This is a genomic window from Nocardioides epinepheli (assembly GCF_037936805.1).
Classification (GTDB): Bacteria; Actinomycetota; Actinomycetes; order Propionibacteriales; family Nocardioidaceae; genus Nocardioides.
In genome coordinates, this window is sequence record NZ_JBBMMC010000001.1 from 520,061 (window position 1) to 546,178 (window position 26,118).

Annotated in this window: 25 protein-coding genes; 11 read left to right on the plus strand and 14 right to left on the minus strand. The window is 70.3% G+C overall.

Translation table 11 applies throughout. The features are described from left to right. Positions 1-9: 9 nt before the first annotated feature. The gene (locus tag WMR31_RS02475) at positions 10-933 is read left to right on the plus strand and encodes a DMT family transporter (protein WP_340537183.1); all 924 of its coding nucleotides are present in this window, start codon (positions 10-12) and stop codon (positions 931-933) included. On the opposite strand, the gene WMR31_RS02480 is transcribed toward WMR31_RS02475, so the two are convergent. The 11 genes from WMR31_RS02480 to WMR31_RS02530 form a co-directional block, all read right to left on the minus strand. Next, on the minus strand, positions 923-1,654 hold the full coding sequence (locus WMR31_RS02480) for a FliA/WhiG family RNA polymerase sigma factor (RefSeq protein WP_340537184.1): 732 nt from the start codon (positions 1,652-1,654) through the stop codon (positions 923-925). The two genes, WMR31_RS02475 and WMR31_RS02480, sit on opposite strands and share 11 nt — an antisense overlap. A 154-nt stretch (positions 1,655-1,808) precedes the next feature. Further along, on the minus strand, positions 1,809-2,384 hold the full coding sequence (locus WMR31_RS02485) for a hypothetical protein (protein ID WP_340537185.1): 576 nt from the start codon (positions 2,382-2,384) through the stop codon (positions 1,809-1,811). Between the two features lie 172 nt (positions 2,385-2,556). Further along, entirely contained in the window at positions 2,557-2,964 is a 408-nt protein-coding gene (locus WMR31_RS02490) for a type IV pilin protein (protein WP_340537186.1), read from the minus strand. A 553-nt stretch (positions 2,965-3,517) separates the two neighbouring features. After that, complete coding sequence (locus tag WMR31_RS02495; RefSeq protein ID WP_340537187.1) at positions 3,518-5,284, minus strand: pilus assembly PilX family protein; 1,767 nt, start codon at positions 5,282-5,284, stop codon at positions 3,518-3,520. Between the two features lie 2 nt (positions 5,285-5,286). Then, positions 5,287-6,030: a PulJ/GspJ family protein gene (locus WMR31_RS02500; protein WP_340537188.1), complete on the minus strand. Its 744-nt coding sequence runs from the start codon at positions 6,028-6,030 to the stop codon at positions 5,287-5,289. Next, positions 6,027-7,493 carry a carboxypeptidase regulatory-like domain-containing protein gene (locus WMR31_RS02505; protein ID WP_445321587.1) on the minus strand — a complete coding sequence of 489 codons (1,467 nt, stop codon included), beginning with the start codon at positions 7,491-7,493 and terminating at the stop codon, positions 6,027-6,029. Before WMR31_RS02505 ends, WMR31_RS02500 begins: the two co-directional genes overlap by 4 nt. Before the next feature lie 144 nt (positions 7,494-7,637). Further along, positions 7,638-8,855 carry a type II secretion system F family protein gene (locus WMR31_RS02510; protein WP_340537190.1) on the minus strand — a complete coding sequence of 406 codons (1,218 nt, stop codon included), beginning with the start codon at positions 8,853-8,855 and terminating at the stop codon, positions 7,638-7,640. Beyond that, the gene (locus WMR31_RS02515) at positions 8,852-10,081 is read right to left on the minus strand and encodes a type IV pilus twitching motility protein PilT (protein ID WP_340537191.1); all 1,230 of its coding nucleotides are present in this window, start codon (positions 10,079-10,081) and stop codon (positions 8,852-8,854) included. Before WMR31_RS02515 ends, WMR31_RS02510 begins: the two co-directional genes overlap by 4 nt. Continuing rightward, positions 10,068-11,741 carry a GspE/PulE family protein gene (locus WMR31_RS02520; RefSeq protein WP_340537192.1) on the minus strand — a complete coding sequence of 558 codons (1,674 nt, stop codon included), beginning with the start codon at positions 11,739-11,741 and terminating at the stop codon, positions 10,068-10,070. The genes WMR31_RS02515 and WMR31_RS02520 overlap by 14 nt, the downstream gene beginning before the upstream one ends. A gap of 99 nt (positions 11,742-11,840) precedes the next feature. Next, a complete protein-coding gene (locus WMR31_RS02525) occupies positions 11,841-12,350 on the minus strand; it encodes an RsiG family protein (RefSeq protein ID WP_340537193.1) in 510 nt (169 codons plus the stop codon). A 102-nt stretch (positions 12,351-12,452) separates the two neighbouring features. Continuing rightward, complete coding sequence (locus WMR31_RS02530; RefSeq protein ID WP_340537194.1) at positions 12,453-13,625, minus strand: type IV pilus twitching motility protein PilT; 1,173 nt, start codon at positions 13,623-13,625, stop codon at positions 12,453-12,455. A 273-nt stretch (positions 13,626-13,898) separates the two neighbouring features. On the opposite strand from WMR31_RS02530, the gene pilM reads away from it, so the two are divergent. The 8 genes from pilM (at position 13,899) to WMR31_RS02570 (ending at position 21,621) form a co-directional block, all read left to right on the plus strand. After that, a complete protein-coding gene (gene pilM, locus WMR31_RS02535; RefSeq protein WP_340537195.1) occupies positions 13,899-14,918 on the plus strand; it encodes a type IV pilus assembly protein PilM in 1,020 nt (339 codons plus the stop codon). After that, positions 14,915-15,733, plus strand: coding sequence for a PilN domain-containing protein (locus tag WMR31_RS02540; protein ID WP_340537196.1), 819 nt, complete (start codon positions 14,915-14,917; stop codon positions 15,731-15,733). The genes pilM and WMR31_RS02540 overlap by 4 nt, the downstream gene beginning before the upstream one ends. Further along, positions 15,733-16,350: a hypothetical protein gene (locus WMR31_RS02545; protein WP_340537197.1), complete on the plus strand. Its 618-nt coding sequence runs from the start codon at positions 15,733-15,735 to the stop codon at positions 16,348-16,350. Before WMR31_RS02540 ends, WMR31_RS02545 begins: the two co-directional genes overlap by 1 nt. 23 nt (positions 16,351-16,373) lie before the next feature. Beyond that, positions 16,374-17,729 (plus strand): putative bifunctional diguanylate cyclase/phosphodiesterase, encoded by a 1,356-nt coding sequence (locus WMR31_RS02550; RefSeq protein ID WP_340537198.1) that lies wholly within the window; start codon positions 16,374-16,376, stop codon positions 17,727-17,729. Positions 17,730-17,804: 75 nt separating this feature from the next. Next, on the plus strand, positions 17,805-18,833 hold the full coding sequence (locus tag WMR31_RS02555) for a hypothetical protein (protein ID WP_340537199.1): 1,029 nt from the start codon (positions 17,805-17,807) through the stop codon (positions 18,831-18,833). After that, positions 18,830-19,633: a prepilin peptidase gene (locus WMR31_RS02560; protein ID WP_340537200.1), complete on the plus strand. Its 804-nt coding sequence runs from the start codon at positions 18,830-18,832 to the stop codon at positions 19,631-19,633. The genes WMR31_RS02555 and WMR31_RS02560 overlap by 4 nt, the downstream gene beginning before the upstream one ends. A 192-nt stretch (positions 19,634-19,825) precedes the next feature. Further along, on the plus strand, positions 19,826-20,287 hold the full coding sequence (locus WMR31_RS02565; protein ID WP_340537201.1) for a response regulator: 462 nt from the start codon (positions 19,826-19,828) through the stop codon (positions 20,285-20,287). Between the two features lie 5 nt (positions 20,288-20,292). After that, the gene (locus tag WMR31_RS02570; RefSeq protein WP_340537202.1) at positions 20,293-21,621 is read left to right on the plus strand and encodes an EAL domain-containing protein; all 1,329 of its coding nucleotides are present in this window, start codon (positions 20,293-20,295) and stop codon (positions 21,619-21,621) included. A 97-nt stretch (positions 21,622-21,718) separates the two neighbouring features. Here WMR31_RS02570 and WMR31_RS02575 read toward each other — a convergent pair whose 3' ends face one another. Both WMR31_RS02575 and mshA read right to left on the minus strand, forming a co-directional pair. Then, entirely contained in the window at positions 21,719-22,228 is a 510-nt protein-coding gene (locus tag WMR31_RS02575) for a type III secretion system chaperone family protein (protein WP_340537203.1), read from the minus strand. Next, entirely contained in the window at positions 22,225-23,475 is a 1,251-nt protein-coding gene (gene mshA, locus WMR31_RS02580) for a D-inositol-3-phosphate glycosyltransferase (RefSeq protein ID WP_445321588.1), read from the minus strand. The genes WMR31_RS02575 and mshA overlap by 4 nt, the downstream gene beginning before the upstream one ends. 106 nt (positions 23,476-23,581) lie before the next feature. Between mshA and WMR31_RS02585 the strand changes: the two genes are divergently transcribed. Next, positions 23,582-24,349 (plus strand): SDR family NAD(P)-dependent oxidoreductase, encoded by a 768-nt coding sequence (locus WMR31_RS02585; RefSeq protein WP_340537204.1) that lies wholly within the window; start codon positions 23,582-23,584, stop codon positions 24,347-24,349. A gap of 284 nt (positions 24,350-24,633) precedes the next feature. Beyond that, on the plus strand, positions 24,634-25,323 hold the full coding sequence (locus tag WMR31_RS02590; protein WP_340537205.1) for an aspartate/glutamate racemase family protein: 690 nt from the start codon (positions 24,634-24,636) through the stop codon (positions 25,321-25,323). A gap of 74 nt (positions 25,324-25,397) precedes the next feature. On the opposite strand, the gene WMR31_RS02595 is transcribed toward WMR31_RS02590, so the two are convergent. Next, positions 25,398-26,066, minus strand: coding sequence for a hypothetical protein (locus tag WMR31_RS02595; RefSeq protein ID WP_340537206.1), 669 nt, complete (start codon positions 26,064-26,066; stop codon positions 25,398-25,400). Between the last annotated feature and the right edge of the window lie 52 nt (positions 26,067-26,118).

The following is a 26,118-nucleotide window of genomic DNA, read 5'->3' on the forward strand; positions in this document are numbered from 1 at the left end:
GCTGCGGCGGTGACCCGCCCGGACTCCGCGCCGCCCACGTGGCTGCCGCTGGCAGCCGTGGCGACCACCCTGACCCTGTGGGCCTCGGCGTTCGTGGCGATCCGGCATCTGGGCTCCGACTTCGGTCCCGGCTCGCTCTCGTTGGGCCGCCTGCTGGTGGGCGTGGTGGCGCTCGGCGTCGTCGCGCTCCCCCGGGGCCTGCCACGACCCAGCCGACGCCAGTGGGTCTCGATCGCGACGATCGGCGTGCTGTGGTTCGGCGTCTACAACGTGGCGCTCAACGAGGGCGAGCGGCGGGTCGACGCCGGCACCGCTGCGATGCTGATCCAGATCTCGCCGGTGCTCATCGCCGTCCTGGCCGCCCTGTTCCTCTCCGAGCGCTTCACGCCTCAGCTGGGGATCGGGCTGGCGCTGGCGTTCTGCGGCGTGGTGATCATCGGCCTCGCCGGATCGCCCGACGGCGGCGACCGTGACCTGCTGGGCGCCGCGTTGTGCGTGCTCGCCGCGGTCGTGTACGCCGTCAGCGTGATCCTGCAGAAGCCGCTGGTCGCCGCGCTCCCGGCGATCCACGTGACATGGCTGGCCTGCACGATCGGTGCGCTCACCTGCCTCCCCTTCGCGGGGCAGCTGATCTCCGAGGTCGGCGACGCGTCCGCGTCGTCGGTGTGGTGGCTGGTCTATCTGGGGGTGTTCCCGACCGCGATCGCCTTCACCCTCTACGCCTTCGCGCTCAAGCACATGAGCGCCTCCAGCCTCGGAGTCACGACCTACATCGTCCCGGTCATCACGATCGTGATGAGCCTGGTCTTCCTTGACGAGGTGCCGCCGACGGCGGCCTACTTCGGTGGCGCGCTGGCATTGGTCGGCGTCGCCGTGGCCCGCCGAACGGCGCGGCCCGCCAACGCGGCCGCACCAGGGCCGCCTACTGGCTGAGCACCTGGGCGAGCCCGACCCGCAGCGACGCGGTCGCGCGGCTGCGCAGCTGGCTCACGCGCGACTCGGTGACGTTGAGCACCTGGCCGATCTCGCCGAGGGTGAGTCCCTCGAAGAAGTAGAGGGCGATGACGATCTGGTCGCGCTCGGGCAGGGTGGCCAGCGCTTGGAGCAGCGACTGGCGCGTGTCCTCGTCCTCCAGCGCCGCGTCGACGGCGGGCGCGAGGTCGTCGAGGGCGGCCACCTCCTCCTCGTCGGCGTGGGAGAACGACGTCGGGCGCTCCCGCAGCTCGCGGAACTCGGCCAGGGTGATACCGGCCTCCTCGCAGATCTCCTCATCCGACGGCGCCCGGTTGAGCCGCTGCTGAAGCTCGTCGCGGGCGCGGTTGACCTCACGCAGCCGCGTACGGACCGAACGGGGAACCCAGTCGGCCGCACGGATGCTGTCGATGATCGCGCCGCGGATCCGCGGGACGGCGTAGGTCTGGAACTGCAGGCCGCGCTCGTGGTCGTACTTGTCGATGGCGTCCATGAGGCCGATGACGCCCTCGGAGACGAGGTCGGCGGACTCGACGGTCTGCGGCAGACCGCTGCGCACGCGGCCGGCGACGTACTTGACCAGTGGGGAGTACTGGATCACCAGCTGGTTGCGCAGCTCGGGCGCTCCGGTGTCCTTGTACCGGCGCCAGAGGTCGTCCACCGACTCGACATCCACCGTCACTGTGCAGCCATCCTCCCCGGACCTTCCCCTCGACGGGGCCGTTTCGCGTGGACACCATAGCCGGTGACCGGCCGCGGCCTCGGGATGATGCGAAAAGGCCGAGCCGCCCCCATGGACGGCTCGGCCTGCTTCGCGGGCCCTGCTGGTCTCGCTCTCAGGAGTCCAGGAACGCCAGGTCGTCGAGGACGACGTTGCTCGCCTTGGGCGCGACGGCCGGCGGGAGCTGCGGGAGATCGGGGACAAGCGGCTCGATCTCGACGATCGGCGGCACGTTGAAGCCCTGCGCCGGGGCGGCCACGGGCGCGGCCGGCTGCGCGGCGGGCGCGGGCTGCACCAGCGGCGTCACCTCGGGCATCGCGACCAGCGCGAGGGCCGGCTCACTGAGGCCCGGCTGCGGCTGCACGGGCGGCAGGTCGAGGTCGGGAAGGTCGGGGAGCGACATCGCGGCGTGCGCGGTCGGGGCGGCGGGCTGCGCGGCCGAGAAGTCCGCGGCGGGCGGCGTCAGCGAAGCCAGACCCGGGTTCGCGTCCAGCGCGATCGGGGCGGCTGCGACAGCAGCGGGGGCGGCCGGCTGCGCGGGGCCCAGAAGGACCCGCGTAAGGGCGGCGAGCTCGGCGCCGAGGCCGCCGGCGGCGAGGGCTCCGAGAGCTTCGGTACCCGCGACCGGCACGGTCACCGGGTGCAGCGGCCGCACCTGCGCGGCGTGGCTGTGCCAGTCGTTGGCCGACATGGTTCCTCCAAGAAGTGGTTCGGGAATGGTGGATGCTGAGTGGATCAACTGGTGTATCGGCTGCCGAGGCGCGGGCCTTGAGTCCGAGCACCCATTCCCGAAATGCCGACCGGCGGCGCCTCGCGAGTGCGAGGCGCCGCCGGTCGAACCGTGGTCGATCCTGTGGATCAGATCAGCAGGCGGTGTCCTTCAGGCCGCCGTCCTGCGAGTCGTACCACCACTCGAGGTCGGTGTAGTCGGTGTTGGTGGCGTGCAGGCAGAAGCCGTCGACGTTGGCGGAGACGACGGTCACCTGGTTCGCACCGGTCTGCTTGAAGTTGTAGTCGCCCGTGGCGCCAGGAGCGAAGTCGGAGACGTTGGCGGAGTACTTGCCGTTGTCGACGAAGTAGGTCTCCTCCAGCGTGGCGAGCGACTTGAGGTCGGACTTCATTCCGGCCTCGACGCCCTTCTCGCGCTGGTTCAGGAACAGCGGGATGGCGATGGCGGCGAGGATGCCGATGATGACGATGACGACGAGGAGCTCGACCAGGGTGAAGCCCTTGTCCTTCTCGTCCATGCTCTTCTGAAGACGGTTGATCATGGTGTTTCCTTCGTTTGGAAGGGGTTCTGCGGCCCTGGCCGCGAACCCGTCGTGGGGTGTGACAACAGAGATGTCGGACGCTCGAACCCCCCGCTTGAGTGTGGTCTGTACCACCGACCGAAATTCTTTCTAAGACTTTCTGCGAGAGCGGTGCTCTGCCAGGAATCACCGGGGTTTCCGAGCCGGAGGTTGAGCAAGCTGGAGGGCGAGGAACGAGCCCGACAGCGCCGACGAAGCCTCACAACCGACCCCGGCAACGCTGGCAAGGAGCGTGGCCGGGGTTTCGTCGGCGCTCGCTTGCGCTCGCTTGCTCAACCCCCGGCCACAGGCAGTCCTCGGAGGTCGAGCAAGCCGGGAGGGCGAGGAACGAGCCCCGACCAGCGCCGACGAAACCTCACAACCGACCTCGGGAACCCTGGCAAGGAGCCTCGCCGAGGTTTCGTCAGCGCTCGCTGGCGCTCGCCCGCTCGCTGCACCCTCCGGCGGAAATGCGGCCGGCGCCGCCGTCCTAGAGGACGACGGCGCCGTGCGTGGATCGAAGGTCGAAGCGGGCTCAGTACTTCGGGGAGACCTCTCCGTACACCTTCTGGCCCCAGCCCGAGCGCACCGGGTCCAGGAAGTACGGCGGGGGCGAGTAGCGAAGCCGGGTGTCGTAGTTGTAGTTCTTCAGGTACCCGGAGCCACCGCTGGTACCCACGGGACCACGGAAGCGCTGCGCGAGCGAGCCGTAGACCTTGAGGGTGCCGAGCTTGGCGCCGCGCTGGTAGTACTGCACGGTGAAGCTGTGCTGGAGCGTGAGCACGGCGGCACTGAGCGTGACGTTGGTGAGCACGGGCCGGCTGTTGTTGCGCAGCAGGTTGTTACCGGAGCTGTTGACCGGGTGGTAGATCTTCACCGAGTTCTCGGCGATCAGCCCGAGCACATCGGTGCCGTTCTCACCACCGGCGTAGGTGATGTCCCCCGTCACGATCACGTTGTTGTCGGTGACCATCGTGACCCGGCCCTTGATCACGCCCTCGATGTACAGGTTGCCATTGCGGCAGGCGTTCTCGGACAGGGCGGTGTTGATGTCGTTGGCGACCGGCAGGCCGTCCCCGATCGCACCGGTCGCGCATGCACCAGCTGCAGGCGTGGTCTGTGCCGCGGGCACGTTCTGCACCATGATCACCTTGTTGTGGGGCAGGGAGACTGTGGCGCCTGACGTGCTCTGCAGGTCTGTGGCCGAGCCGCAGCCTGGGTTGAGCGCCGGCCCTCCGGGGCGGCCGGACCACTTGCTCCAGATCCGCAGGGTTCCGTTGGAATTGGCGATGATCCGGGTCGGCCCGGTGTACAGGCAGCCGAGGTATTCGGGGGCCACGCCGTTCACACCCGGCCCTGCGGGCGTCACGTACTGGCGCATGTCTCCGATGCTGGTCGGCAACTCGATCTCGGCGCGGTAGCCGATGCCCTTGGCGAACGCCGGGCTGGTCGTACCGTTGCTGCGGTAGCAGTAGCGCTGATTCGTAGCACCACGGCACGACGGATAGGACGTCGTCGTGGACCCGTTGAACCGCGGCGACCCGGAGATCAGCATCGCGTCGTTGGTGTGCATCGGCCCGTTCATCACGTCGCCGGTCACGAAGTTGATATCGGAGCAGTCACTGCCGCGCTTCGGTGTCGCCCACCAGTAGCGCGGGCAGTCCAGGGCCCGCGCCGCGCGTTCGCTGGCGGAGGTGTAGACCGCCTCATTCGCGGGATCGACCGTCTCGTACACGGTGTAGTAGAGGAACTCGCCGAAGCCGCCTCGGCGCAGCACGGACTGCACGGTGCGGGTGACTCCCTCGACCCGTCCGGTGGACCTGATCGTGATCGTGCCGTCGATCGGCGTCTCGGACACGTCGATGTCGTAGTGGAACTCGCCCTTGGGCGGTGCCTCCCCCGAGCCGGCACCGGGCAGCGGACCGGGGACCTTACGCCAGCCGAGCGGCGTACCGGCCCCCCAGCTGCACGAGGAACGGGTGCCGGTGACAGCCGGGTTCCCCCTGAGGGCGATGTTGGAGCAGTCGGCGGTCTGCCAGTAGCTGTCGTCCTTGTTGAGCCGAGCGAGATAGTCGTCGACCCCGGATTCCGCCGCCGCCAACGCCTCGTTCCAATTGGCCTGGCGGTCGTTGAACTTCGTGCTGCCGATCGCGTGGTTCAGACCGACCGTCACCAGGGCGATGAGGATCGTCATGGTGACCATGACGACGATCAGTGCCGAACCGCGGTCTCCGGCCAGCCGAGTCGCGGAGGCCGCGGGATGGCTGTCGCCCGAGCGCGAGGTGATCGATGTGGTGGTCATGCTCACTCCGTAATCGTCGAGGAGATCTCGACATTGGGCAGGCGGATCCGCTGGACTGCGGTGAACGGAGGCCAGCGATCCTGGCCGGGGCGGGTCTGGGCCGTCAGGACGACGTCGACACTGGAGATCTTGGCCTTCTGGACCGCACTCAGGGAGCTGCCTGTCATCAGCACGCCGTCGGTGTCGTAGTAGCTGAACACCGCGGCAGTCGGCCAGACGAGGGAGCGGGCGAGCACCCGTCTCTCGACACGACACCCACCGGACCCCGGGGTGCAGAAGGTATAGCTACCACTGGCGCCCGGAGTCGGGTCGATGGTGCGCTGCTCGAGGATCGCGGTGCCCGGCTTGGCCGGATCCTGCAACACGCTCAGCGTGACCAGGCTCGGCCCGATGCTCGAGCGGCCCAGGTTGGCGTGAAACGTGACCTGCGTCGCGGTGGCCAGGGTCACCGCGACGTCCGCACAGGTCGGGCACGAGCCCGCGTCGAGCTGCTGGGGCAGGACAGCAGTACGGAGCACCTTGCTCATCGAGCTCAGCCCGAGTTCGGCCTGGGCGGCGTTGTCGACCCGGTTCTCCATGCCGCCCACGGTGCGGATCGCGGCGACCGCGGTGCTGCCGACCACAACCAAGATCAAGGTGAAGATGCCCAGGGCCACCATCAGCTCGGCCAGGCTCATGCCGGCATCGCGTGGCCGCTCGGCCGGTGCGGCGCCGCCCTCGGCGACCGTGGGTTCAGTGGTTCTCACGGCAGCGTCACCGCCTGCACGGGTCCGCCCTTGGTGACGGTGATGGTCTTGGTGACCGTCGTGCCGGTGCGCCGGATCTGCCAGACGCCGGCGGGCAGGCTCGACTTCAGCGCGCTGTTGACTCCCGGCGGCGTGCCCAGGGTGATGACACGACCGGCGGTGCAGGACATCGCGACGTCGTCCATCGGCACCGCCTCGACGGCCCGCAGGTTGCTGCCGAGGGTGACCGCCACCGGATCGAGCGTCACGACGGTGGACGATGTGTCCCCCCGCTTGACCGCGACGGGCAGGTCCCGAGCAGAGTCCGTGAAGCCCGGCCACGCCGGGTCGTTGGTGCCGCAGCCACCGGCCCATGCCTCGTAACCGGCGGGGTAGGGCCACAGCCCGGTGAGGTTGCGTACCTCGGCGGTGCGGTTCGATGCCGGCGGAGTGGTCACCGTGCCGTCCTCGCGGACGGTGGGGACGGCGCAGTTGCGCATCGCACGCGTTCCGGTGGACGTGAAGGCCTTTGCGCCGCTGGGCAGCAGGCTCGGGTGGCCCAGGCTCACCGGCGTAGAGTTGAGGTTCGTCGGGAGTGGGTACTCGGTCGACGGCGGACAGATGTTCACCGTCATCGCCGCAGCCCGATCGTAGAATAAGCTGCCCTTCCACAGTTGGCCGCTGACCACGGTCGCGGTGAGGGTCGGGTCGGTGACGCCCTGCTGGTTGACGAATCCGCTGGCCGACGCCTTCACGCTGTAGGAGCCGGGTGGGATGTCAGGAAGGAACGCGCATCCGTCGATGGCTGTCGTGTCCGTGCCGCCGCCGGACCCGCCACCGCCAGAGATGGCGGTCGCCGTCACGGTGACGCCGACGCTGGGCTTGCCGTCGGCGTCGATGACCTTGACTCCGATGTGTCCGCGACCATCGGGGAAGGTGCCCTTCGGAGGAGTCATCAAGGTGTCCATCACGACGGGGCTACGTCCCTCCATGCCCTCCCAGGTGACCTCGACCCGCGCGACGTAGTAGTCGAACTCGCCGTTGTCCTGGTCGCAGGGCGATTTGAACGGCTTGTCCATCGGCTGGGGGCTGACGTCGGAGGTGACCGTGTAGGGGATGCCGTCGACGACCAGGGGCTGGCCGGCCGACTGGCCGGGCAAGGGATTCCGGTTCACCTGCTTGTTGATCGCGACCGCCTCCGGCCCGCGCGAGGAGCTGGAGAAGGCGTCCCGGATGATCTCGAGTTCCCGGACGGCGAGGTGGTTGGCGACCGTGCGCCGGCTGTCGTCCTTCGAAACGTCGATCATCGAGGTCAACAGCACGATGAGCGCACTGGCGAGCACGCCGAACAGGGCGCAGGCGACCACGACCTCGATGAGGGTCATACCGTGGTCGCGTTCCACAGCGCGTGCCGCGCGGTCCGAGGCTCGGGGTGGTTGAGCGCCAGGTCGTGACCGCGCGCGCCAACGAGGCGAGAGGTGCATATCAGTGGTATCGGCGCCGCCCCCCGAACACTTGAGCGCGCTACACACCAACGGGTGACTGGTCTGGACCAGGAAACGCCGCAGCCGTCCCGTGGCTCGCGTGCCACGGGACGGCGTTCAGTGCGGATCAGCGGGGATCGAGCATCACTGGATGAGGTCGAAGACCTTGAAGATCGGCATGTACAGGGCGATGATCATGCCGCCGACGACGGTGCCGAGTCCCGCGATCATCAACGGCTCGATGAGCGAGGTGAGGGCCTCGGTCGTGCTCTCGACCTCCTCCTCGTAGAACTGCGCGATCTTGGCCAACATCGAGTCGACCGCGCCGGCCTCCTCGCCGGAGGCGATCATCTGCACGACCATCGTGGGGAAGACGTCGTGTTTGGCCAACGGACCCGCGATCGACTGGCCGCTGGCGACCGATGCGCGGACGTCCTCGAGTGAGCGCTGGATGACGACCGATCCGGTCGTCTCACCCACGATGTCGAGGGCGCCGAGAATCGGGACGCCGGAGGCGAGCAGGGTCGAGAGGTTTCGCGAGAACCGGGTAAGGGCGATCTTCTGGAACAGCGGGCCGAACACCGGGAGCTTGAGCTTGAGGGGGTCGATCACATTGCGGACCTTCGGACTCTGGCTGTTCTTGCGCCACCAGAGGATGAAGACGATGAACGCGATCACCAGGACCGGGGCGACCAGCTTCAACAACGCCGACAGCTGCACCAGGATCCGCGTGGGGAGCGGAAGCTCACCTCCGAGCGACTTGAACATGTCCTCGAAGATCGGGACGATGAACAGCAGCATGCCGATGCACATCAAGATCGCCATCACGAAGACGACCACCGGATAGGTCATCGCGGCCTTGATCTTCGAGCGGAGCTTGACCTCGGCCTCGAAGGCGTCGGCCAGCTCGCGCATCGCGACGTCGAGGAATCCGCCGGCCTCGCCGGCCTTGGTCATGCTGATCATGAACGGCGGGAAGGTGTGGTGCTCGTCGTTGGCGAAGGCACTGGAGAGGCTGTGGCCGTTCTCGACGTCGGCCTTCACCTTGTGGAGCACCTCGCGCAGCGAGGGGTTCTCCAGCTGGTCGGCGAGGATCGAGAGCGCGCGCAGCAGGGTCAGGCCGGCGTCGATCATCGTGGCGAGCTGGCGGGCGAAGACCGCGAGGTCCTTCATCTTCACGCGCTTGCGGCCGAAGCTCAGCTCGCGCTGGAGGCCGGTCCCGGCCTCCTTGACCTCGAGCGGGATGTACCCCATCGCGAGGAGCTTCTCGGCGACGGCGCTCTGCGTGTCCGCCTTGACCCGGCCCTCCTTGAACCGGCCCTCGGCGTCGCGGACCTTGTAGTCGTACAGCCCGGTACTCACTGTCCTGCTCCTCGGTTCGAGGCGACGCGCCACGGGTCGGACGGGTCGGGGCGACCGGTACCGAACGTGAGCGGCGACTGGGTGGCGGCGTGGGTGGCGGCCTCGGTGGCGGCCTCGCTGCCGCCGCCGAGCAGGGTGATGAAGTCACCGATGTTGGAGCAGTACTCCAGGCCCATGTCCTGGCTGATCCGGCCGGCCTTCACGTGCTCGGCGAGGTGGGCGTTGAGGGTCTGCATGCCCTGACGTCCTCCCGCCTGCAACGCACCGGGGATCTGCTGGAGCTTGTCGTCGCGGATCATCGCCCGGATGCCCTCGGTGAGCATCATGATCTCGACGGCCGGGACTCGCCCGCGGCCGTCGACCGAGGGCACCAGGCTCTGGCAGACCACGGACTGGAGGGTCGCAGCGAGCTGGGTGCGGACCTGCTGCTGCTGGTTGGCCGGGAACACGTCGACGATGCGCGACACGGTGTCCTGGGCCGACTGCGTGTGCAGCGTAGCCAGCACCAGGTGGCCGGTCTCGGCGGCGCTGATCGCGACCGAGATGGTGTCGAGGTCGCGGAGCTCGCCGACGAGGATGACGTCGGGGTCCTGACGCAGGACGTGCTTCAGCGCCGTACGGAAGCCGTGGGTGTCGGCCCCGACCTCGCGCTGGTTCACCAGGCAGCCGCGGTGCTGGTGAAGGAACTCGATGGGGTCCTCGATGGTCATGATGTGACCGCGGCGCGTGCGGTTGACCTGGTCGATGATCGCGGCCAGCGTGGTCGACTTGCCAGAACCCGTGGGGCCGGTGACGAGCACGAGGCCGCGCTTGAGGTTGGCCAGCGTGCCGAGGACCGGCGGCATGCCGAGGTCCTCGAGCGGCTTGATCTCCCAGGGGATCATCCGGAGCACGGCGCCGACGGAGTCGCGCTGCCAGAAGACGTTCACCCGGAAGCGGCCGACGCCGTGCGTCGAGTGCGCCAGGTCGAGCTCGCGCTCCTCCTCGAGCGTCTTGCGCTGCTGCTCGGTGAGGATCGCGTAGACGCCCTCCCGCAGCTGCTTGGCCTCCAACGGGGGCTGCTCGGGCATCGGGACCATCGAGCCGCGGATTCGCATCGTCGGCGGGGCGCCCACAGCCAGGTGCAGGTCGGAGGCTCCGGCGCGCGTGGCATAGGTCAGCAGGTGGTCCAGGTCGATCGCAGGAGCGGCGAAGCCGGTCTGCGCCGAGGTGTTATCCCACGACACGGAGCACCTCCTCGATGGTGGTCTTGCCCTGCGCGACCTTGAGGCATCCGTCCTCGCGCAACGTCGTCATCCCTTCCTCACGGGCCAGGCGCCCGATCTCTTCGGTCGAGGCCCGGCGCACCGTCAGCCTCTCGATCTCCTCGGTCACGCTCATCACCTCGTGCAGCGCCATCCGGCCGCGGTAGCCGGTGTTTCCGCACGACGAGCAGCCGACCGGGCGGTAGAGCGTGGTCTGCCCCTCCGGGAGCACCAGGTCCACCGAGTCGAGCTCCTCCTGGTTCGGCACGTACTCGACGGTGCAGCGCTTGCACAGCGCCCGGCACAGCCGCTGGGCCACCACCGCGTCGAGCGAGGAACCGACCAGGAAGGGCTCGATCCCCATCTCGACCAGCCGGGTGAGCGCGCTCGGCGCGTCGTTGGTGTGCAGCGTCGAGAGCACGAGGTGACCGGTGAGCGAGGCCTCGACCGCGATGTTCGCGGTCTCGTGGTCGCGGATCTCACCGATCAGCACGATGTCGGGGTCCGATCGCAGGATGCTGCGCAGCGCGGAGGCGAAGGTGAGCCCTGCCTTCACGTTGGTCTGCACCTGGTTGATGCCCGCGAGCCGGTACTCCACGGGGTCCTCGACCGTGATCACGTTGACGTGCGGCTGGTTGAGGATGTTCAGCGTGGCGTACAGCGTGGTCGACTTGCCCGAACCGGTCGGCCCGGTCACCAGGATCATGCCGTAGGGCTTGCTGTAGGAGGCCTTGAACCGCTCGAAGTTGCCCTCGCTGAAGCCGAGGTCGTCGAGGGTGAGGCGGGTGTTGGAGTTGTCGAGGACTCGCATGACGATCTTCTCGCCCCACACCGTGGGCAGCGTCGCGACTCGCAGATCCATGGTCTGGGTCCCGTGGCTCACCGAGAGCCGGCCGTCCTGCGGGATCCGCTTCTCGGCGATGTTCATGTCGGCCATGATCTTGATCCGGCTGATGATGCCGCTGACGATCGAGCGCGGCGCGCGGTGCGCGTCGGTGAGCACGCCGTCGATGCGGTAGCGCACGCGCAGCTCGTGCTCGGTAGGCTCGAGGTGGATGTCGGAGGCGCGGTCACTGATGGCCTGGCTGATCAGCAGGTTGACGAACCGGACGACGGGGGCGTCCTCGGTGACCTCGGTGAAGTTGTCGAGCTGCTCCGGCTCGTCGGTGACGTCGAGGTCGGATCCCAGCGTCGCGAGCTCGCCCTCGGCGCGGTAGTTGCGGTTGATCTGCTGGTCGATCTCGGAGCGGCCCGCGAGCGCGAACACGACCCGGTGCCGGGTGAGGCGCGCGATGTCGTCCTTGAGGTCGAGGTCGTTGAGCGCGCGCAGCGGGACCGCGACGTGCAGCTCGCCGGTCTTGCGGGCGAACGGCAGCACCGAGGAGCGGCGGGCAAACTCGCCGGGCAGCAGCGCCGCGGCGGCGGCGTCGATCGGGATCTCGGTGAGATCGACGAACTCGACGCCGGCGGTGTGGGCAGCAAGCCGCATCAGCGAGTTGCGGTCGACGACGCCGCGCGCGACGAGCGACTCGACGACCGACTGGTTGGGGGCCGCCGTGGCGGACGCCAGAGCGACGTCCTCCGGCGTCACGAGGTTCGCCGAGAGCAGCGCCTCGATGGTGTCCCCGACTGTCGTCAGCACGTGGGTGTCTCCGTTCCTGGCAAGGCTTGAGGAAGTAGCACGGCCAAGTGGGCTGGCCTCGATGGAATGTCTCGGCAGCCCTGACGGGAGACTTGAGGCTTACTGGGTCAGCAGCTCCAGCGCCCGGGACGGGTCTTGCTGGTAGCGCACGATCAGCTCGGCGGTGGCCTCGTCGATGCGGTCGTGCAGGCCACGCCGGTAGGATGTGAGGGTCTTCTCGGCCGCGCCAAGGCGCTCGAAGGCCTCCTCGGTGCCCGCTGCGTCGGTAGGCATGACCCACACGGCTTCGAGGTCAGGGAGGTCCGGGAGCGGATCGGCTGCTCGGACCCGGTGGAGGGCCGCCCTGACCTGGCCGCGCCCGGTGTCGCCGAGGACGCGGCCCAGTGCGTCGACATCGAGCACCGGTGAGTCCGCGAGAGCGTCGGCTCGTAGCAGGTCGACCCGGGCATGGATGAGTCGACGCCAGTAGGAGATCCGCTCCTCCTCCGCGCGGAGCTTCTCGCGGTAGGCGCGCAGCTCCGGGAGGCTCACGTCGGCAAGATGGGGTGAGGCCACGGCATCGGTGACCGTACGGCGTTGTCCGCTCGGCGGCAGGGAGTCGTCACTCACCGCGCCAGCCTAACGCCCAGGGGACGCCGAGAGCCCCCGATCACCCCGGAACCGGAAGGTTCGAGGCGGTCGAGGGCTCGGAGGGCCAAGTCGGGTAGCCGATCAGACCGGCAGGGTCGAGTTCCACCCGGCCCGCCGCAGCATGACGGCGAGGTCGTGTGGCTTCGAAGCGGTGTTGCGAGCGGTCTCCTCGTCGATCACGCCGGTGGTCACCAGGGTGAAGAGGTGCTGGTCGAAGGTCTGCATGCCCGAGTACTCGCCGGAGGCGATGATGTCGGGCACGAGGTGGGTCTTCTCGGGGTCGGCCACAGCCTCCGCGAAGCGCGCGTCGCGCACGGCCACCTCGGACACGACCACCCGTCCGCCGTCGGCGCGGCGGATGAGGCGCTGGCACACGACCCCCTCCAGCGCCCCCGACAAGACGGCGCGGACACGCTGCTGCTCCTCGGCCGGGAAGAACTCGATCAGCCGGTGCACGGTCTCACGGGCGTCGTTGGTGTGCATCGAGCCCATCACCAGGTGACCGGTCTCGGCCGCGGTCATGGCGGCATGCACCGTGTCGCGGTCGCGGAGCTCGCCGATGAGGATCACGTCGGGGTCCTGCCGCATCGCGGCCCGCAGCGCGTTGGGCCAGTTGCGGGTGTCGCTGCCGAGCTCGCGCTGGGTCACCGTCGCGACCCGGTCGGTGTGCATGACCTCGATGGGGTCCTCGATGGTGAGGATGTGCACCTGACGCTCGTGGTTGATCAGGTCGATCATGCCGGCGAGTGTGGTCGACTTGCCGGAACCGGTGGGGCCGGTGACCAGTACCAGGCCGCGCTGCTTGCGGGCCAGGTCGAAGACCGCCGGCGGCAGGTCCAGGCCGGTCAGGGGCGTCGGCTCGTCGCGCACCCGACGCATGATCACGCCATCAGCCCCGCGGGTCCGGAAGGCGTTGGCGCGGAACCGGCCGAGTCCTTCGACCACCACGGCGTAGTCGGCCTCGAGTCGCTCGAGGAACTCCATCCGGGTCGCGGGCGACATGGTCGCCGCGACCATCTGGGAGACGAGCCCCGGCTCGAGCGGTGCGGTGGTGGCGTCCTCGAGCGCGCCGTCGACGCGGATCTTCGCGATCGCCCCCGGGCGCAGGTGCAGGTCGCTGGCCTCGCGGCGCACGGTCAGCTCGTACAGGCTGTCGAGCAGCTCTCGGGCCAGCGGGTCGCTGGTGTCTTCGGCGGCGTGCAGAGCGGGACGCTCCACGGGCTCGGCGTTGGGCGCGGCCAAGGTTTCCGACATCTGGGTGACTCCCTTTCCCGGTCTCTGCATGGACCGCTGTGTCGACCACTGTGTCGGCGATCGGTCCCACGGACTTGACCCCTCAAGTGGCCGGCTCCGGCCGCCGATGCAGGAGGTGCTCGCCTTTCGAGCGGTAGGACCCTGCACTGACCGGCCACTCCGGTCAGTCGCCGGCCCTCCCCCCACATTCCACTCAGATCTCGCGAGGCCACTCGCGAGGACCTGAGCACCGAGCACGAACCACCTGTCGCCTCTAGCCGGGAGAACCCACCCATGCCATCCACCGTCGTCGGACTCGATATCGGAACGTCGTCCGTCCGCGCCGTCGAGGTCTCCGGCCGCGGCCGCAGCGCCAAGGTCCGCAAGGGCGGCCGTGTCGAGCTTCCCGCCGGCGCGGTCGAGGGCGGCCAGCTACGCAACCCGGCCGAGGTCACCAAGGCCGTCCGCCGGCTCTGGCACGAGCAGCGCTTCAGCAGCAAGGATGTCCGCATCGGAGTCGGCAGCGGCTCGGTGCTGGTGCGCCCGGTCGAGCTCGACTGGATGCCCGCCCAGGACCTGAAGAAGGCGATGCGCTACCTGGTCGCCGACCTGCTGCCCGTACCGGTCGACGAGGCCAACATCGACCACGTGGTGCTCGGCGAGTTCGAACGCGACGACAAGCGCATGGTCCGCGTACTCCTGGTCGCCACTGCCCGTGACGGCGTCGACGAGGTCGTCCGCGCCGTGCAGGCCGCCGGCCTCCGGCCCGTCGCGGCCGATCTGGCACCCCTCGCACTGGTGCGCGCGGCGATGCACAACCCGGGGGTCGAGGGCCGCGCCGGCACCGAGGCCGTGGTCGACGTCGGTGCCGAGAAGATCTCGGTGATCATCCACAGTGCTGGGCTTCCCCGCTTCGTCCGGGTGATCCCCGGCATCGGCGGACACACGCTTACCCAGGCGCTCAGTGAGGCCACCGGCGAGGACGCCGCGACCTCCGAGCTGCGCAAGCGGGCCGCGATCCTCGACGCGCCCGACCAGGTGTCTGCCGTGGTCCGGCTGGCCGCCCAACGGTTGGCCAATGAGATCCGCGACACGCTGCGCTTCTATACCGCCGCCGACGCAGACAACCCGCCGGACCGTGTCCTACTGACCGGCCTCGGCGCCGCAAACCGCGGCTTCGCCGAGCTGGTCGCCGCCACCACCGGCCTCCCGTCCCACATCCTTCCCGCTCCGACCGCGGGCCGCCGCAACGGCGGGAGCCAAGACATCGACCTGACCGTCTCCTACGGTCTCTGCCTGGGGGTTCCGGCATGAGCAAGCTCCTTCCCACCTTGACCAAGGATCGCGACACCGCATCGGCCGCCAAGAGCGAGCGGCCGACACCCGGCCGCCGTCGCGCAACGCCGATCTCGGCGTCGGTCAATCTCCTCTCGCCATGGGTCTTCGAGGAGATGCGCGTACGCAACCTGCGCCAGCGCTTCATCGTGGCAGGGATCGTGGTGCTGGTGATCCTGGCTGCCACCTGGGGCCTGATGCGGTTCACGCTCGCCAACGCGAAGGACGACCTTCGTAAGGACGAGGCTGCAGCCGTCGAGCTCCAGCGCCAGATCAACGAGCTCGGCGATGTCAAGGTCTACGTCGGGAACGTCACGATCCGCGGCAAGGACGTCGCCGAGATGATGGCGTACGAGGTATCGGTCTCGAAGGCTCTCGACGCGCTCGCCGCGTCGCTCCCCAACGGCGCCAAGTACACCTCGGTGAAGATCACACTGCCGGAGAACCCGCTGCTCCTTCCGCCGAACGGCAGCGATGCGACCGGCCCCGTGTGCCCCGGCCCGGACCCGTTCGACACTCTCGACAGCGTCGGCTGCATCGAGGTGACCGGAGAGGCCAAGAGCCGCGCCGACGTCGCCGACATGATCAACGCCCTGAGCAAGGAGTCGATCCTCGCTGCGCCGTTCGTCGGCGTCACCAACACCAACGAGAACAACGAGGGCAACGCGCCCATCGAGTTCAGCGGATCCGCCGCGATCTCGAAGGAGGGCCTCACCGGCCGCTACGACGAACTGGCCCCCGGAGGCAGCGCTGACCCCGCCAGCGACAGCACCGGCGCCGAGGGAGAGAACTGATGAACCTCAAGTCCGCACCTGTCACCATCCTGCTGGGATCGGTAGCACTCGTGCTGCTCGTCGCTCTGGGCTGGATGGCCCTGATCAGCCCCGCACTCGGTGCGATCGGAGAGACGGGCGATGCCCGAGCCGCAGCCCAGGACCGTGCCGACTCGGCAACCGCCGAACTCACTCGGCTCCGCGGCCAACAGGCCAACCTGCCCAAGACCGAGAAGCAGGCGGACCGTCTCAACGCGATGTGGCCGGCCACCGCAGACCAGCCGGCGTTCTTCGGCCAGGTGGCCGACGCCGCCTCTGCTGCCGGAATCAGCCTCGATGACCTCACTGTGCTGAGCCCCGGTGTTCCGGCGCTCGTCGGAGTCGACCCCAACGCGCCTGACACGGCCGCGCCCAAGCCCGAGGACGCCTCGGTCAGCGACATCGCGGCCCAGGAGGTCACGATCGGCGCAAAGGGCGACTACGAGAGCCTCGCGAAGTTCATGGCCGCGCTCGAGCAGATGCCCCGCGCGCTGCTCGTCTCCACCGCCACGTACGAGGACGACGGCGGCGAGGGCCCGGTCCTCACCGTGGTCGGCAAGACCTTCGTCGCCCCGCCGCTCACCCCACCGGCGTCGTGACGACGGGGACGACGCAGGCAACCATGACAGCGGCCCGCTCCCCTCGGGCCGGTATCGACCCGCTCACCGGACTCTCGGTCCGCGAGGAGCTGCTCCAGACCGGTCCCGGCCTCCTGGCCCGATCGACGTCGGCGCACCCGGTCGCCCTGCTCGTCCTCGACCTCGACGACTTCAAGGTCCTCAACGACTCGGCCGGGCACCACGTCGGTGACGCCGTCCTGGCCGAGACCGGGGCGCGCCTGCGCGCCGCGGCCGGTCCGGAGGACCTCGTGGTCCGGCTCAGCGGCGACGAGTTCGCCGTGGTCACCGCTCCCCTGCTCCACCGCGGCGCCGGGGGCACCCTGGCCGCCGCGCTGATCGACGCGATCACCACTCCGCTGGAGATCGACGACCTGCGCCTGACCATCGGCGTCTCGGTCGGAGTCGCCGTCCACGACGAGGACGGCGGCACCATCGAGGAGCTGGTCCGTGCCGCCGACCAGGCGATGTACGCCGCCAAGTCGGCCGGCACCGGCCAGTGGCGTGCCTGCTCCCCCGACACCGGGCGCGAGCCCGGCCTGACCCGGCGGCTCCTCGACGACCTGCGCGCGGGCCTGGCCGCCGAGCAGCTGGTGCTCCACTACCAGCCGCAGGTGGCCGTCGCCTCCGGCAAGATCGTCGGCTTCGAGGCGCTCGCCCGCTGGGACCACCCCGAGCACGGCCTGCTGCCGCCGCGGGAGTTCATCCCGCTCGCGGAGCGCTCGGGGCTCATGGGCCCGCTCACCGACGCCGTCCTGGAGCGCTCGCTGCGCGACCTCCCGCGCCTGCAGGAGGCCGCCCCGGGCGCCCGACTCTCGATCAACGTGACGCCGCGCCACATCCTGGCCCGCGGGCTGGTCGGCGACCTGCGCGCCCATGTCGATGCCCACGGCGTGTCACCGCGCGACGTCGTCCTCGAGATCACCGAGCCCCTGGGACGCCCCTCGCCGGAGACCCTGGTGACCCTCGACGAGCTCAGCGAGGCCGGCTTCGGCATCAGCATCCGCGGCTTCGGCACCGCCCGGTCCTCGTTGACCGTGCTCTGGAGCAACCCCGCGGTCCGCGAGGTCAAGGTCGACCCGACCATCGTCGCCGCCATCGCCGACGACGACGGCGGCCGGGTGAGCTCGCTCGGTCCACGCCGCACCGCACGTCTGGTGCGCGCGCTGGCCAGTGCCGCCCACGGACTCGGCATCCGCGTGGTCGCGGAAGGAGTCGAGGACCCGGCTGCCTTCCGCGCGCTGCGCGAGCTCGGCTGCGACATCGTCCAGGGCTTCGGCCTGTGCGAGCCACAGAGCCTCGAGGACGCGATCGCCTGGAGCCGCGCCCGACGCCAGGAGCGCGCGGCCGCGCTCAAGTAGCCTCAAGTAGTGGGCTAGCCATGCCGATGAGGTTGGTGTCATTCGTCCGATCCACCATCTGAACCGGAGGGCCTCATGCCTCCCCTGCTCATGCTCCTCGCACCGGTCCTCCTGATCGCGCTCGCCGGGCTTCTCGTGCTCCGGCGCCGCCAGGCGGCCGAGGGGCCGAAGCCGCAGGCGGCCACCGGCAAGCGCAGCATCCGCTCGTCCCGCGAGGACCGCTCCAGCGAGCCGAGTGCGGCCGGGTCGGCGGGCGCCGCCTCCGGCGCGCCGCTGACCGGCGGAGACGACGAGGTCCGCCTCCTCCGCCTGCAGGTCGAGACCCTGACCGAGGCGCTCGACGTCGCCAACGGTCGCGGCCCCGCCGCCCCGGCCGCCGCCGCCACGCCCGCCGCGCCGGCCGCCCCCACGCCGTCCGACCTGCCGGATCTCCCGAGCCTGTCGACCACGACCGCCACGATGCCCGCAGTCGAGCCGCTCGTCGCCCAGCCGACCCAGGCCGCTGAGCCCGCCGCGCCGGTCGCACCGGTGGCACCCGTCGTGCCGACGCCGGTCGCCGACGGCGTCTCGCTGGCCTACACCGATCTCTCCCGCTCGCTGGCCGGCCTGGGCCGGCTGCGCGAGGCCGCCGTGGCCCAGTGGGCCGCCGACCTGCGCATCCTGGCGCCGTTGCTGCCCGGCCGCGCCGAGGAGCTCGCCGCCGCCGTCGCGAGCCTGGACGCCGAGCCCGCCGCCGTCATCGCCAGCGCCCGTGCGGCGGCCACCGCCATGATCGACCCCTCGGTCGAGCTGAGCACCGTCTTCGCCGATGTGGCCCACCTCTCCGGCGCCGTGCCGGTCGGCGGCGCGGTCGAGCCGCGCGCCGACGTCTCCGCCGACGTCCTGCCCGACAACGTCGTCCGCGCCCTCGAGACCGTCCTGGTCGGCTCCGCCGAGCACGGCGGCGACGCGATGGAGGTCTCCGTCGGTCTGCGCTGCGACGTCGTCGCCCACCTGGCGCCGAGCGAGATCCCGGCACGTACCGCCAGCGACGTCGTCCGCGACGTCCTCGAGCCGCACGAGCGCGACCGGTTCGACGCCGCCCTGGCAGGTCTCGCGTCGTGAGCGACCTGGTCGTCCCCCACGGCGTCGTCATCGCCCTAGCCGGAGTCTTCGGGCTGCTGATCGGCTCGTTCCTCAACGTGGTCGTCCACCGCGTGCCAGCCGGGCTCTCGGTCGTGCGGCCGCCGTCGGCGTGCCCCGGTTGCCAGCACGAGATCCGCGGCCGCGACAACATCCCGGTGATCTCCTGGCTGCTGCTGCGCGGCAAGTGCCGCGACTGCAAGATGCCGATCCCGGCCCGCTACCCCGTCGTCGAGGCGGCCACCGGCGTCGCGTTCGCGCTGACCGCCTGGCGCTTCACCGACCCGGTCCTGCTGCTCGCCTCCCTCGTCGTGGTCGGCGCCGGCATCGGCCTGGCCCTCATCGACATCGAGCACCAGCGGCTGCCGTTCGCCATCACCCGGGTCACCACGATCCTGGTCGTGCTGGTCGTGGTGGCCGGCGCCGCCACCGGCAGCGAGATCGACTGGCGCGCCGTCGCCGTCTCCGTGGCCAGCTGGGGCGGTCTGTACGCGCTGCTCCACTACGGCTCGGGCGGCCGGGCGATGGGTCTGGGCGACGTCGCACTCGCGCCGGTGCTCGGCCTGGTCCTCGGTCTCGTCGGCTGGCCGGCCGCGCTGATCGGCCTCTTCGCCGGCTTCGTGCTCGGTGCGGTGATCCTGATGCCGCTGCGGGTCACCGGCCGGATCGGTCGCCGGGTCGCGGTCCCCCACGGGCCGTTCATGCTCGCAGGAGCGGCGCTCGGGCTGTTCGTCGGGCTGCCCCTCAGCGACATGTACGCCCGCGTGGTCGGGCTCGCCTGAGCCGTTCACGGAGCGTCGAGCGCCTGACGTCGTCACGTAAGACATCACGCTTCGCACCCGTCACGCGGTCTAGATCACTACCCAAATTTGTGGGAAACCTTCCCGAGCACCCCTGATCTCGGTCAGACTCGCTACTGGTCACGTCGCCTCCCCCCGCACGAACCCGTGCACGACGTGTGCCCAGGAGGTCCGATGCATCCCCCCGTCCTCGTCGTCGGGCACGACGACGACCGGCTGCGCGCGACCCGTGACGCGCTCGCCCTCGGGCGGCTCACGAACCCCGTGGTCGCGGTCGCTGACGCCGGGGACGCCAGCGCCTACGTGCTCGGACATCCGCCCTACGAGGACCGCGAGGCCCACCCGCTTCCCGCGGTGGTGGTCACCGACCTGCATCTTCCGGGCGGCAGCGGGCTCGACGTGCTGCGGACGGTGCGCAGCCACCTGGTGCTGCGTCGTACGCCGGTCGTCGTGATCGGCGACGACGCCAGCCAGGAGGAGATCACCGCGGCCGAACAGCTCGGGACCGCCGCCTTCCTCGGCCAGCACGTGGCCGCGCACGTGCTGGTCGGCGTCATCCGCGACACCGGTGTGCCGTGGGCCGTCGGTCACGTGGAGGCACCCGACGCCCTAGAACTCGTCGGAAGCGACGCGTGAGGCCCATGCCCCAGACGACGAGCCTCGGCCTCGACCAGCACGGCGCGACCCTCCCGGCGACCACCTCGCTGGTCTCCACGATCGCCGAGCTGCGCTCAGGCCACAGCGACCACCGGCACACGCTCGTCCTGCTCGCCGCCTCGGTGTCCAACGCCGCCGAGATCACCGACGTCCATGGCGCCCAGGCCCTCGAGGTGGTCACCACCGAGGTCACGCGCCGCGCCGTCGAGCACGAGGACATCAAGGTCCGCCTCCTGCGCTCCTCTCCCCTGGGCGGCTTCCTCGCCGCCGTCGTCGCCAGCCGCGGGGTCGCCCGTGCCCAGGTCGAGAACCTGCTCGCCGACGTCCGCGGGCTCGTCGACCTTCCCGGCGACCAGGTCTGGCCGGTCCTCACCGTCGGCGCTGCCGAGTGCGACGTCGACGACCGGATCTGGTCGGTCATCCGCGACGTCCGCTCCGCCGTCGTCGCCGCTGGTCGTGAGGCACCCGGCGCGACCCGCTGGCACGCCGGAGAGTCGAGCTACAACGTCAACGAGGAGCTGAGCCGGGTCCGCGACCTCGCCGTCGCCCTCGCCGGCGACCCCGAGCAGCTCCAGCTGCACTACCAGCCGGTGCACGATCTGCGCGACGGCGGCGTGGTCGCGGCCGAGGCACTGCTGCGGTGGACCCACCCCCAGCGAGGCCCGATCTCACCGATGCTCACCGTCGAGGCGGCCGAGCGCACCGGCCTGATCGTCCCGCTCGGCCGGCTCGTGCTCGACCGCGCGCTCGAGCAGACGGCGGTCTGGCTGCGCAGGCTGCGACCCGGCTTCCGGATGCACGTCAACGTCTCCCCCATCGAGCTGCGGGAACCGTCCTACATCGACCACGTCGAGGCGGCCCTCCTCCGCACCGGCGTCCCGGCCGGCAACCTGCTGCTCGAGATCACCGAGACCGCGCTGCTCGCCGACGAGCCCGCCGTCCACGACACGCTGCTGAAGCTCCGCGAGCTGGGCGTCGGCCTCGGCGTCGACGACTTCGGGACCGGCTACTCCTCGATCGCGCACCTGAACCGGATGCCGATCGACACCGTCAAGGTCGACCGCTCGCTCATCTCGGGCGTCGCGACCGACGCCGAGGAGTTCCACCTCACCCGCGCCGTCCTCGGCCTGGTCGACACCCTCGGGTTCACCGTCGTCGCCGAGGGCATCGAGACCGCCCTCGAGGCCGCCCACCTGAAGTCGATGGGCTGCGCCCTCGGCCAGGGCTACCACCTCGGCCGCCCCGTCCCCGCCGAGTCGTTCCTCCCGGGCGCGGACTCAGCCACCTCCTCCGGCCGGATCGCCACCGCCTGACCCGGGCGCGCCACCCATTTGCGCTGACCCGTCCGCTATAGCTGACGGGTCACCGGCCAGTTGCGCTGACCCGTCCGCTATAGCTGACGGGTCAGCGTCATTTCGGATCGGATTCGGCCTCGAGCCAGCCGCGGAAGGCCTCGAGGTTGCGCAGCGACTCCCCGCGCAGGCGGCGCCACTCCCACTCCTTGCGGATCGAGGAGGCGAAGCCGAGCTCGAGGATGGTGTTGAACGACTCGTCGGCGGTCGTGAGCAGCGCCCCGAGCAGCCGGTCGAGCTCCTCGGGCGTGACGGCGGCGAGGGGCAGTCGGCCGTCGAGGTAGATGTCGCCGAGGCGATCCACCGCGAAGGAGACGCCGTAGGTGCGCAGGTTGCGTTCCAGGAGCCAGCGGTAGACCCGCTCGTGGTTCTCGTCGGGGGCACGGCACACGAAGGCGTGGAGGCCGACCGCATGCTTGCCGACGTCGATCCGCACCGGCGTCTGGAGCTTGCGCTCCCCCGGCAGGGCGAACGAGTAGGACTCCGCGCCCTCACTGCCGGACTCCTCGAAGTCCAGCTCGCTGGCGCTCAGATAGGCGCGGACCACCTCGGCCGGCGTGGGAGTCATGCCACCGACTCTCGCATGTGGTGCCTCGCCTTGCGGTAGACCTCGAGCATGTGGTCGGCGGTGGCCTCCCACGAGAAGTCCTGGGCCTGGGCCAGCGCGCCCTGCGCCAACCTGTCGCGGAGCGCCGGGTCGTCGACGATCCTGCCGAGCGCGTCGGCCCACGCGGCCGGGTCGTGGGAGTCGACGAGGATCCCGCTGACGTCGTCGCGCACGACCGTGGTGAGGCCGCCGACCGCAGCCGCCACGACCGGCGTCCCGCAGGCCTGCGCCTCGACCGCGACCAACCCGAACGACTCGTTGTACGACGGCACCGCGACCAGCGTCGCCGCGGCATACCACTGGGCGAGCTCGGCCTGGGTGACCGGCGGGACGAACCGGACGACGTCGTCGATGCCCAGCTCGGCGGCCAGCGCGGCGAGCGCGGAGGGGCGCTCCAGCCCGGTGCCCGACGGGCCACCCACGATGGGGACGACCAGCCGTTCCCGCAGGCTCGGATCGCGCGCGAGCAGCTCCGCGACGGCCTTCAGCAGGACGTCAGGGGCCTTGAGCGGCTGGATCCGCCCGGCGAAGAGCAGCACCAGCGACCCCGGATCGAGGCCGAGTCGGTCGCGCACCTCGGCGACGGGGGCTGGTCCGAAGACGTCGAGGTCGACGCCGGGATGCACGATCTCGACGCGGGCCGGGTCGGCGTCGTACAGATCGATGAGCTGGGTGGCCTCGAGGTCGGTGTTGGCGACCAGCACGTCGGCTGCCTCGACCACCTGCTCCTCACCGATCACCCGCGCCATCGGCTCGGGGGTGTCGCCGTCGGCGAGCGCGCCGTTCTTCACCTTCGCCATCGTGTGCATGCTGTGGATCAGCGGCACCCCCCAGCGGTCCCGCGCCAAGGCCCCGACCTGGCCCGAGAGCCAGTAGTGGGAGTGGACGACGTCGTAGTGACCCACCGGATGCGCGGCCTCGGTACGCAGCACCTCGCGCGCGAAGACGCACAGCTGGCCCGGGAGCTCGTGCTTGGTGAGGCCCTCGAAGGGACCGGCGGCGATGTGGCGGACCAGGACGCCGTCGCCGAACGACACGACCGGGTCGAGCGCGGAGCTCGTGGCGCGGGTGAAGATGTCGACCTCGACGCCGCGTGCCGCCAGCCGCTTGGCGAGCTCGACGACGTAGACGTTCATCCCGCCGGCATCGCCGGTGCCGGGCTGGTCGAGCGGGGAGGTGTGCAGGCACACCATCGCCACCCGTCTCACCTCCGACACGTTGCTTCCCAACGCATCCCCGGCGTCCGGAATTCCCGGCGTCCGTTCCATGGATCCACCCCCGACACTGCGCGCCCGCTCGCGGCATGATCGTGCCATGACCGCTCCAACCAGCCGCACCGCCGTCGTGACCGGCGCCAGCAGCGGCATCGGTGCCGCCACCGCCCGGGCGCTGGCCGCCGAGGGCTTCCACGTGTTCTGCGCCGCGCGACGCACCGACCGGGTCGCGGCGCTCGCCGCGGAGATCGGCGGCACGGCCGTGACCTGCGATGTCACCGACGCCGCCTCGGTCGCAGCTCTCGCCGAGACCGTCGGGCCGCGGCTCGACGTCCTGGTCAACAACGCCGGCGGCGCGTTCGGCGCCGAGCCGGTCGTCGAGTCCGACGTCGAGGAGTGGCGGCGGATGTACGACGTCAACGTGATCGGGCTGGTCCAGGTGACCCGCGCCCTGCTGCCCGCGCTCCTGGCCGCCGAGGACGGCGCCGGCATCATCTGCAATGTCGGCTCGACCGCCGGTCGGATCGCCTACGAGGGAGGGGGCGGCTACACGGCCGCCAAGCACGGCACCCAGGTCGTCACCGAGACCCTCCGCCTCGAGCTCTTCGACCAGCCGGTGCGGGTCACCGAGATCGCGCCCGGCATGGTCCGCACCGACGAGTTCGCCATGGTCCGATTCGACGGCGACGCCGAGCGCGCCGCCGCCGTCTATGCCGGGGTGGCCGAGCCGCTGGTCGCCGAGGACGTCGCCGACGCGATCACCTGGATGGTCACCCGCCCCCGCCACGTGAACATCGACGAGCTCGTCATCCGGCCCCGCGCCCAGGCCAGCCAGTTCAAGGTCGACCGGAGCTCGGCCGGGGACTGAGCCGGCTCCCCCGCACCGGAGGTCGAGCAAGCCCGACCGGCGCCGCCGAGACCTCCGGCCCGCACCACCCGACCCTGAGGATGAGCAAGCTGGCGGGCGAGGAACGAACCCGACAGCGCAGACGAAACCTCGCAACCGACCTCGGAGACCCTGGCCCGGACGGTCACCGGGGTTTCGTCGGCGCTCGCTGGCGCTCGCTTGCTCAACCTCCGGCGGAGGGGCCCGGGGTTTCGTCGGCGCTCACTTGCTCAACCCCCGGACGGCGCCAATGGCACACTGGGCGCGTGCAGACCATCGGACTGATCGGCGGGATGAGCTGGGAGTCCAGCGCCGCGTACTACGAGATGCTCAACACCGGCGTGCAGGAGCGTGTCGGGGGCCTCGCCTCGGCGAAGGTCGTCCTCGCCTCGCTCGACTTCGCCGAGCTCACCGCCTTGCAGGAGCAGGAGAGGTGGGACGACGTGGCGGCCCTGCTCTCCGACGCCGCGCGCTCGGTCGAGGCGGCCGGCGCCGACTTCGTCGTGCTGTGCACCACGACGTTCCACCAGGTTGCCGACCAGGTGGCCGACGCGGTGTCGATCCCGGTCCTGCACCTCGCCGACGTCGTGGCGCAGGCGTGCAAGGCGCAGGGGATCGACTCGGTCGGCTTCCTCGGCACCGAGTTCGCGATGTCGCACGACTTCTTCGTCGACCGGCTCGCCTCGCACGGCCTCACCGTGCGCGTGCCCGACAAGGCCGACCACGCCGAGCTGAACCGGATCATCTACGACGAGCTGGTGCACGGGGAGGTGCTGGACACCTCGCGGCGCACGGTCGTCGGGTTGATCGACCAGCTCTGGGACGCCGGCGCCGGCGGCGTCGTCCTCGGCTGCACCGAGCTCGAGCTGCTCGTGCACCAGGCCGACTCCGAGCTGCCGCTCTTCCCCTCCACCACGCTGCACGTCACAGCCGCGCTCGATCGCGCGCTGGCCTGACGTCGTCCGGCCCGTAGAAGGCCGCGGATGGGGCGATCCATCCGCGGCCTTCGACTCGAGCGGGACAGGGCAGGTCAGCGCGCGGTCCTGGCCAGGGCGCGGGCCATCTGCACGACGTGCGAGCTGTCGATCCGCTTGGTGTCGCGCTGGATCCAGGAGCGCTCGATGCGCTTGCCCTTCAGCACGTAGGCCTCGACTTCCTGCGCTGGGCTGCTACCGACGTAGGTGGAGGTGGTGCGGAAGCCGACCTGGGCGTCGCCGAGCTTCGGCACCTTCACCGGACGCATCGTCCGGGTCAGGTCGTCCTCGGTGTGAGTGCCGACGCAGCGCTCGGCATAGCTGGTGAGCCTCGCGAAGCCCTTCTTGGCCTTGGCACGCGTGGCGAACTCGTAGACGAAGAACGTCGGGTCCTCGCGGCCGTCGAAGAAGGGGAGGCCGCCGTCGCGCTGCAGGTAGGTGAGGTACTTCACCGAGCTGGCGCGGTAGGCCCGGGCGAAGTTGACGCAGTCGCTCCCATAGGTCTCCAGGGCGACGGCCCGGCTGATCTCCGGGCTGCCCCCGCGAAGGAAGGGATAGATCTTCGCGATCTGCTTGACGGTCGGGAAGTCGGCCTTGGTCACCGTGCGGGCCGCTGCGGGGTCGGGATCGGCGGCGAGCGCCGAGGTGCCCGCGCCGGAGGCCAGCAGGCAGAGTGCGAACAAGGGAGCGAGGAGGGCGCCCAAGCGCCGTCGAGTGGTGTTCATGTCCGTAGGACGCAAGGTTGGCGGCAGAGGTTGCTTTTCGATGCCGACCCCC

What these genes read in the sequence shown, in the direction of transcription:
- WMR31_RS02485 (WP_340537185.1), bottom strand. Translation starts at nt 2,384, where the DNA reads ATGTCGGCCAACGACTGGCACAGCCACGCCGCGCAGGTGCGGCCGCTG.
- WMR31_RS02490 (WP_340537186.1), bottom strand. Translation starts at nt 2,964, where the DNA reads ATGATCAACCGTCTTCAGAAGAGCATGGACGAGAAGGACAAGGGCTTC.
- WMR31_RS02495 (WP_340537187.1), bottom strand. Translation starts at nt 5,284, where the DNA reads ATGACCACCACATCGATCACCTCGCGCTCGGGCGACAGCCATCCCGCG.
- WMR31_RS02505 (WP_445321587.1), bottom strand. Translation starts at nt 7,493, where the DNA reads ATGCACCTCTCGCCTCGTTGGCGCGCGCGGTCACGACCTGGCGCTCAA.
- WMR31_RS02530 (WP_340537194.1), bottom strand. Translation starts at nt 13,625, where the DNA reads ATGTCGGAAACCTTGGCCGCGCCCAACGCCGAGCCCGTGGAGCGTCCC.
- pilM (WP_340537195.1), top strand. Translation starts at nt 13,899, where the DNA reads ATGCCATCCACCGTCGTCGGACTCGATATCGGAACGTCGTCCGTCCGC.
- WMR31_RS02540 (WP_340537196.1), top strand. Translation starts at nt 14,915, where the DNA reads ATGAGCAAGCTCCTTCCCACCTTGACCAAGGATCGCGACACCGCATCG.
- WMR31_RS02545 (WP_340537197.1), top strand. Translation starts at nt 15,733, where the DNA reads ATGAACCTCAAGTCCGCACCTGTCACCATCCTGCTGGGATCGGTAGCA.
- WMR31_RS02550 (WP_340537198.1), top strand. Translation starts at nt 16,374, where the DNA reads ATGACAGCGGCCCGCTCCCCTCGGGCCGGTATCGACCCGCTCACCGGA.
- WMR31_RS02555 (WP_340537199.1), top strand. Translation starts at nt 17,805, where the DNA reads ATGCCTCCCCTGCTCATGCTCCTCGCACCGGTCCTCCTGATCGCGCTC.
- WMR31_RS02565 (WP_340537201.1), top strand. Translation starts at nt 19,826, where the DNA reads ATGCATCCCCCCGTCCTCGTCGTCGGGCACGACGACGACCGGCTGCGC.
- WMR31_RS02570 (WP_340537202.1), top strand. Translation starts at nt 20,293, where the DNA reads ATGCCCCAGACGACGAGCCTCGGCCTCGACCAGCACGGCGCGACCCTC.
- WMR31_RS02575 (WP_340537203.1), bottom strand. Translation starts at nt 22,228, where the DNA reads ATGACTCCCACGCCGGCCGAGGTGGTCCGCGCCTATCTGAGCGCCAGC.
- WMR31_RS02585 (WP_340537204.1), top strand. Translation starts at nt 23,582, where the DNA reads ATGACCGCTCCAACCAGCCGCACCGCCGTCGTGACCGGCGCCAGCAGC.
- WMR31_RS02595 (WP_340537206.1), bottom strand. Translation starts at nt 26,066, where the DNA reads ATGAACACCACTCGACGGCGCTTGGGCGCCCTCCTCGCTCCCTTGTTC.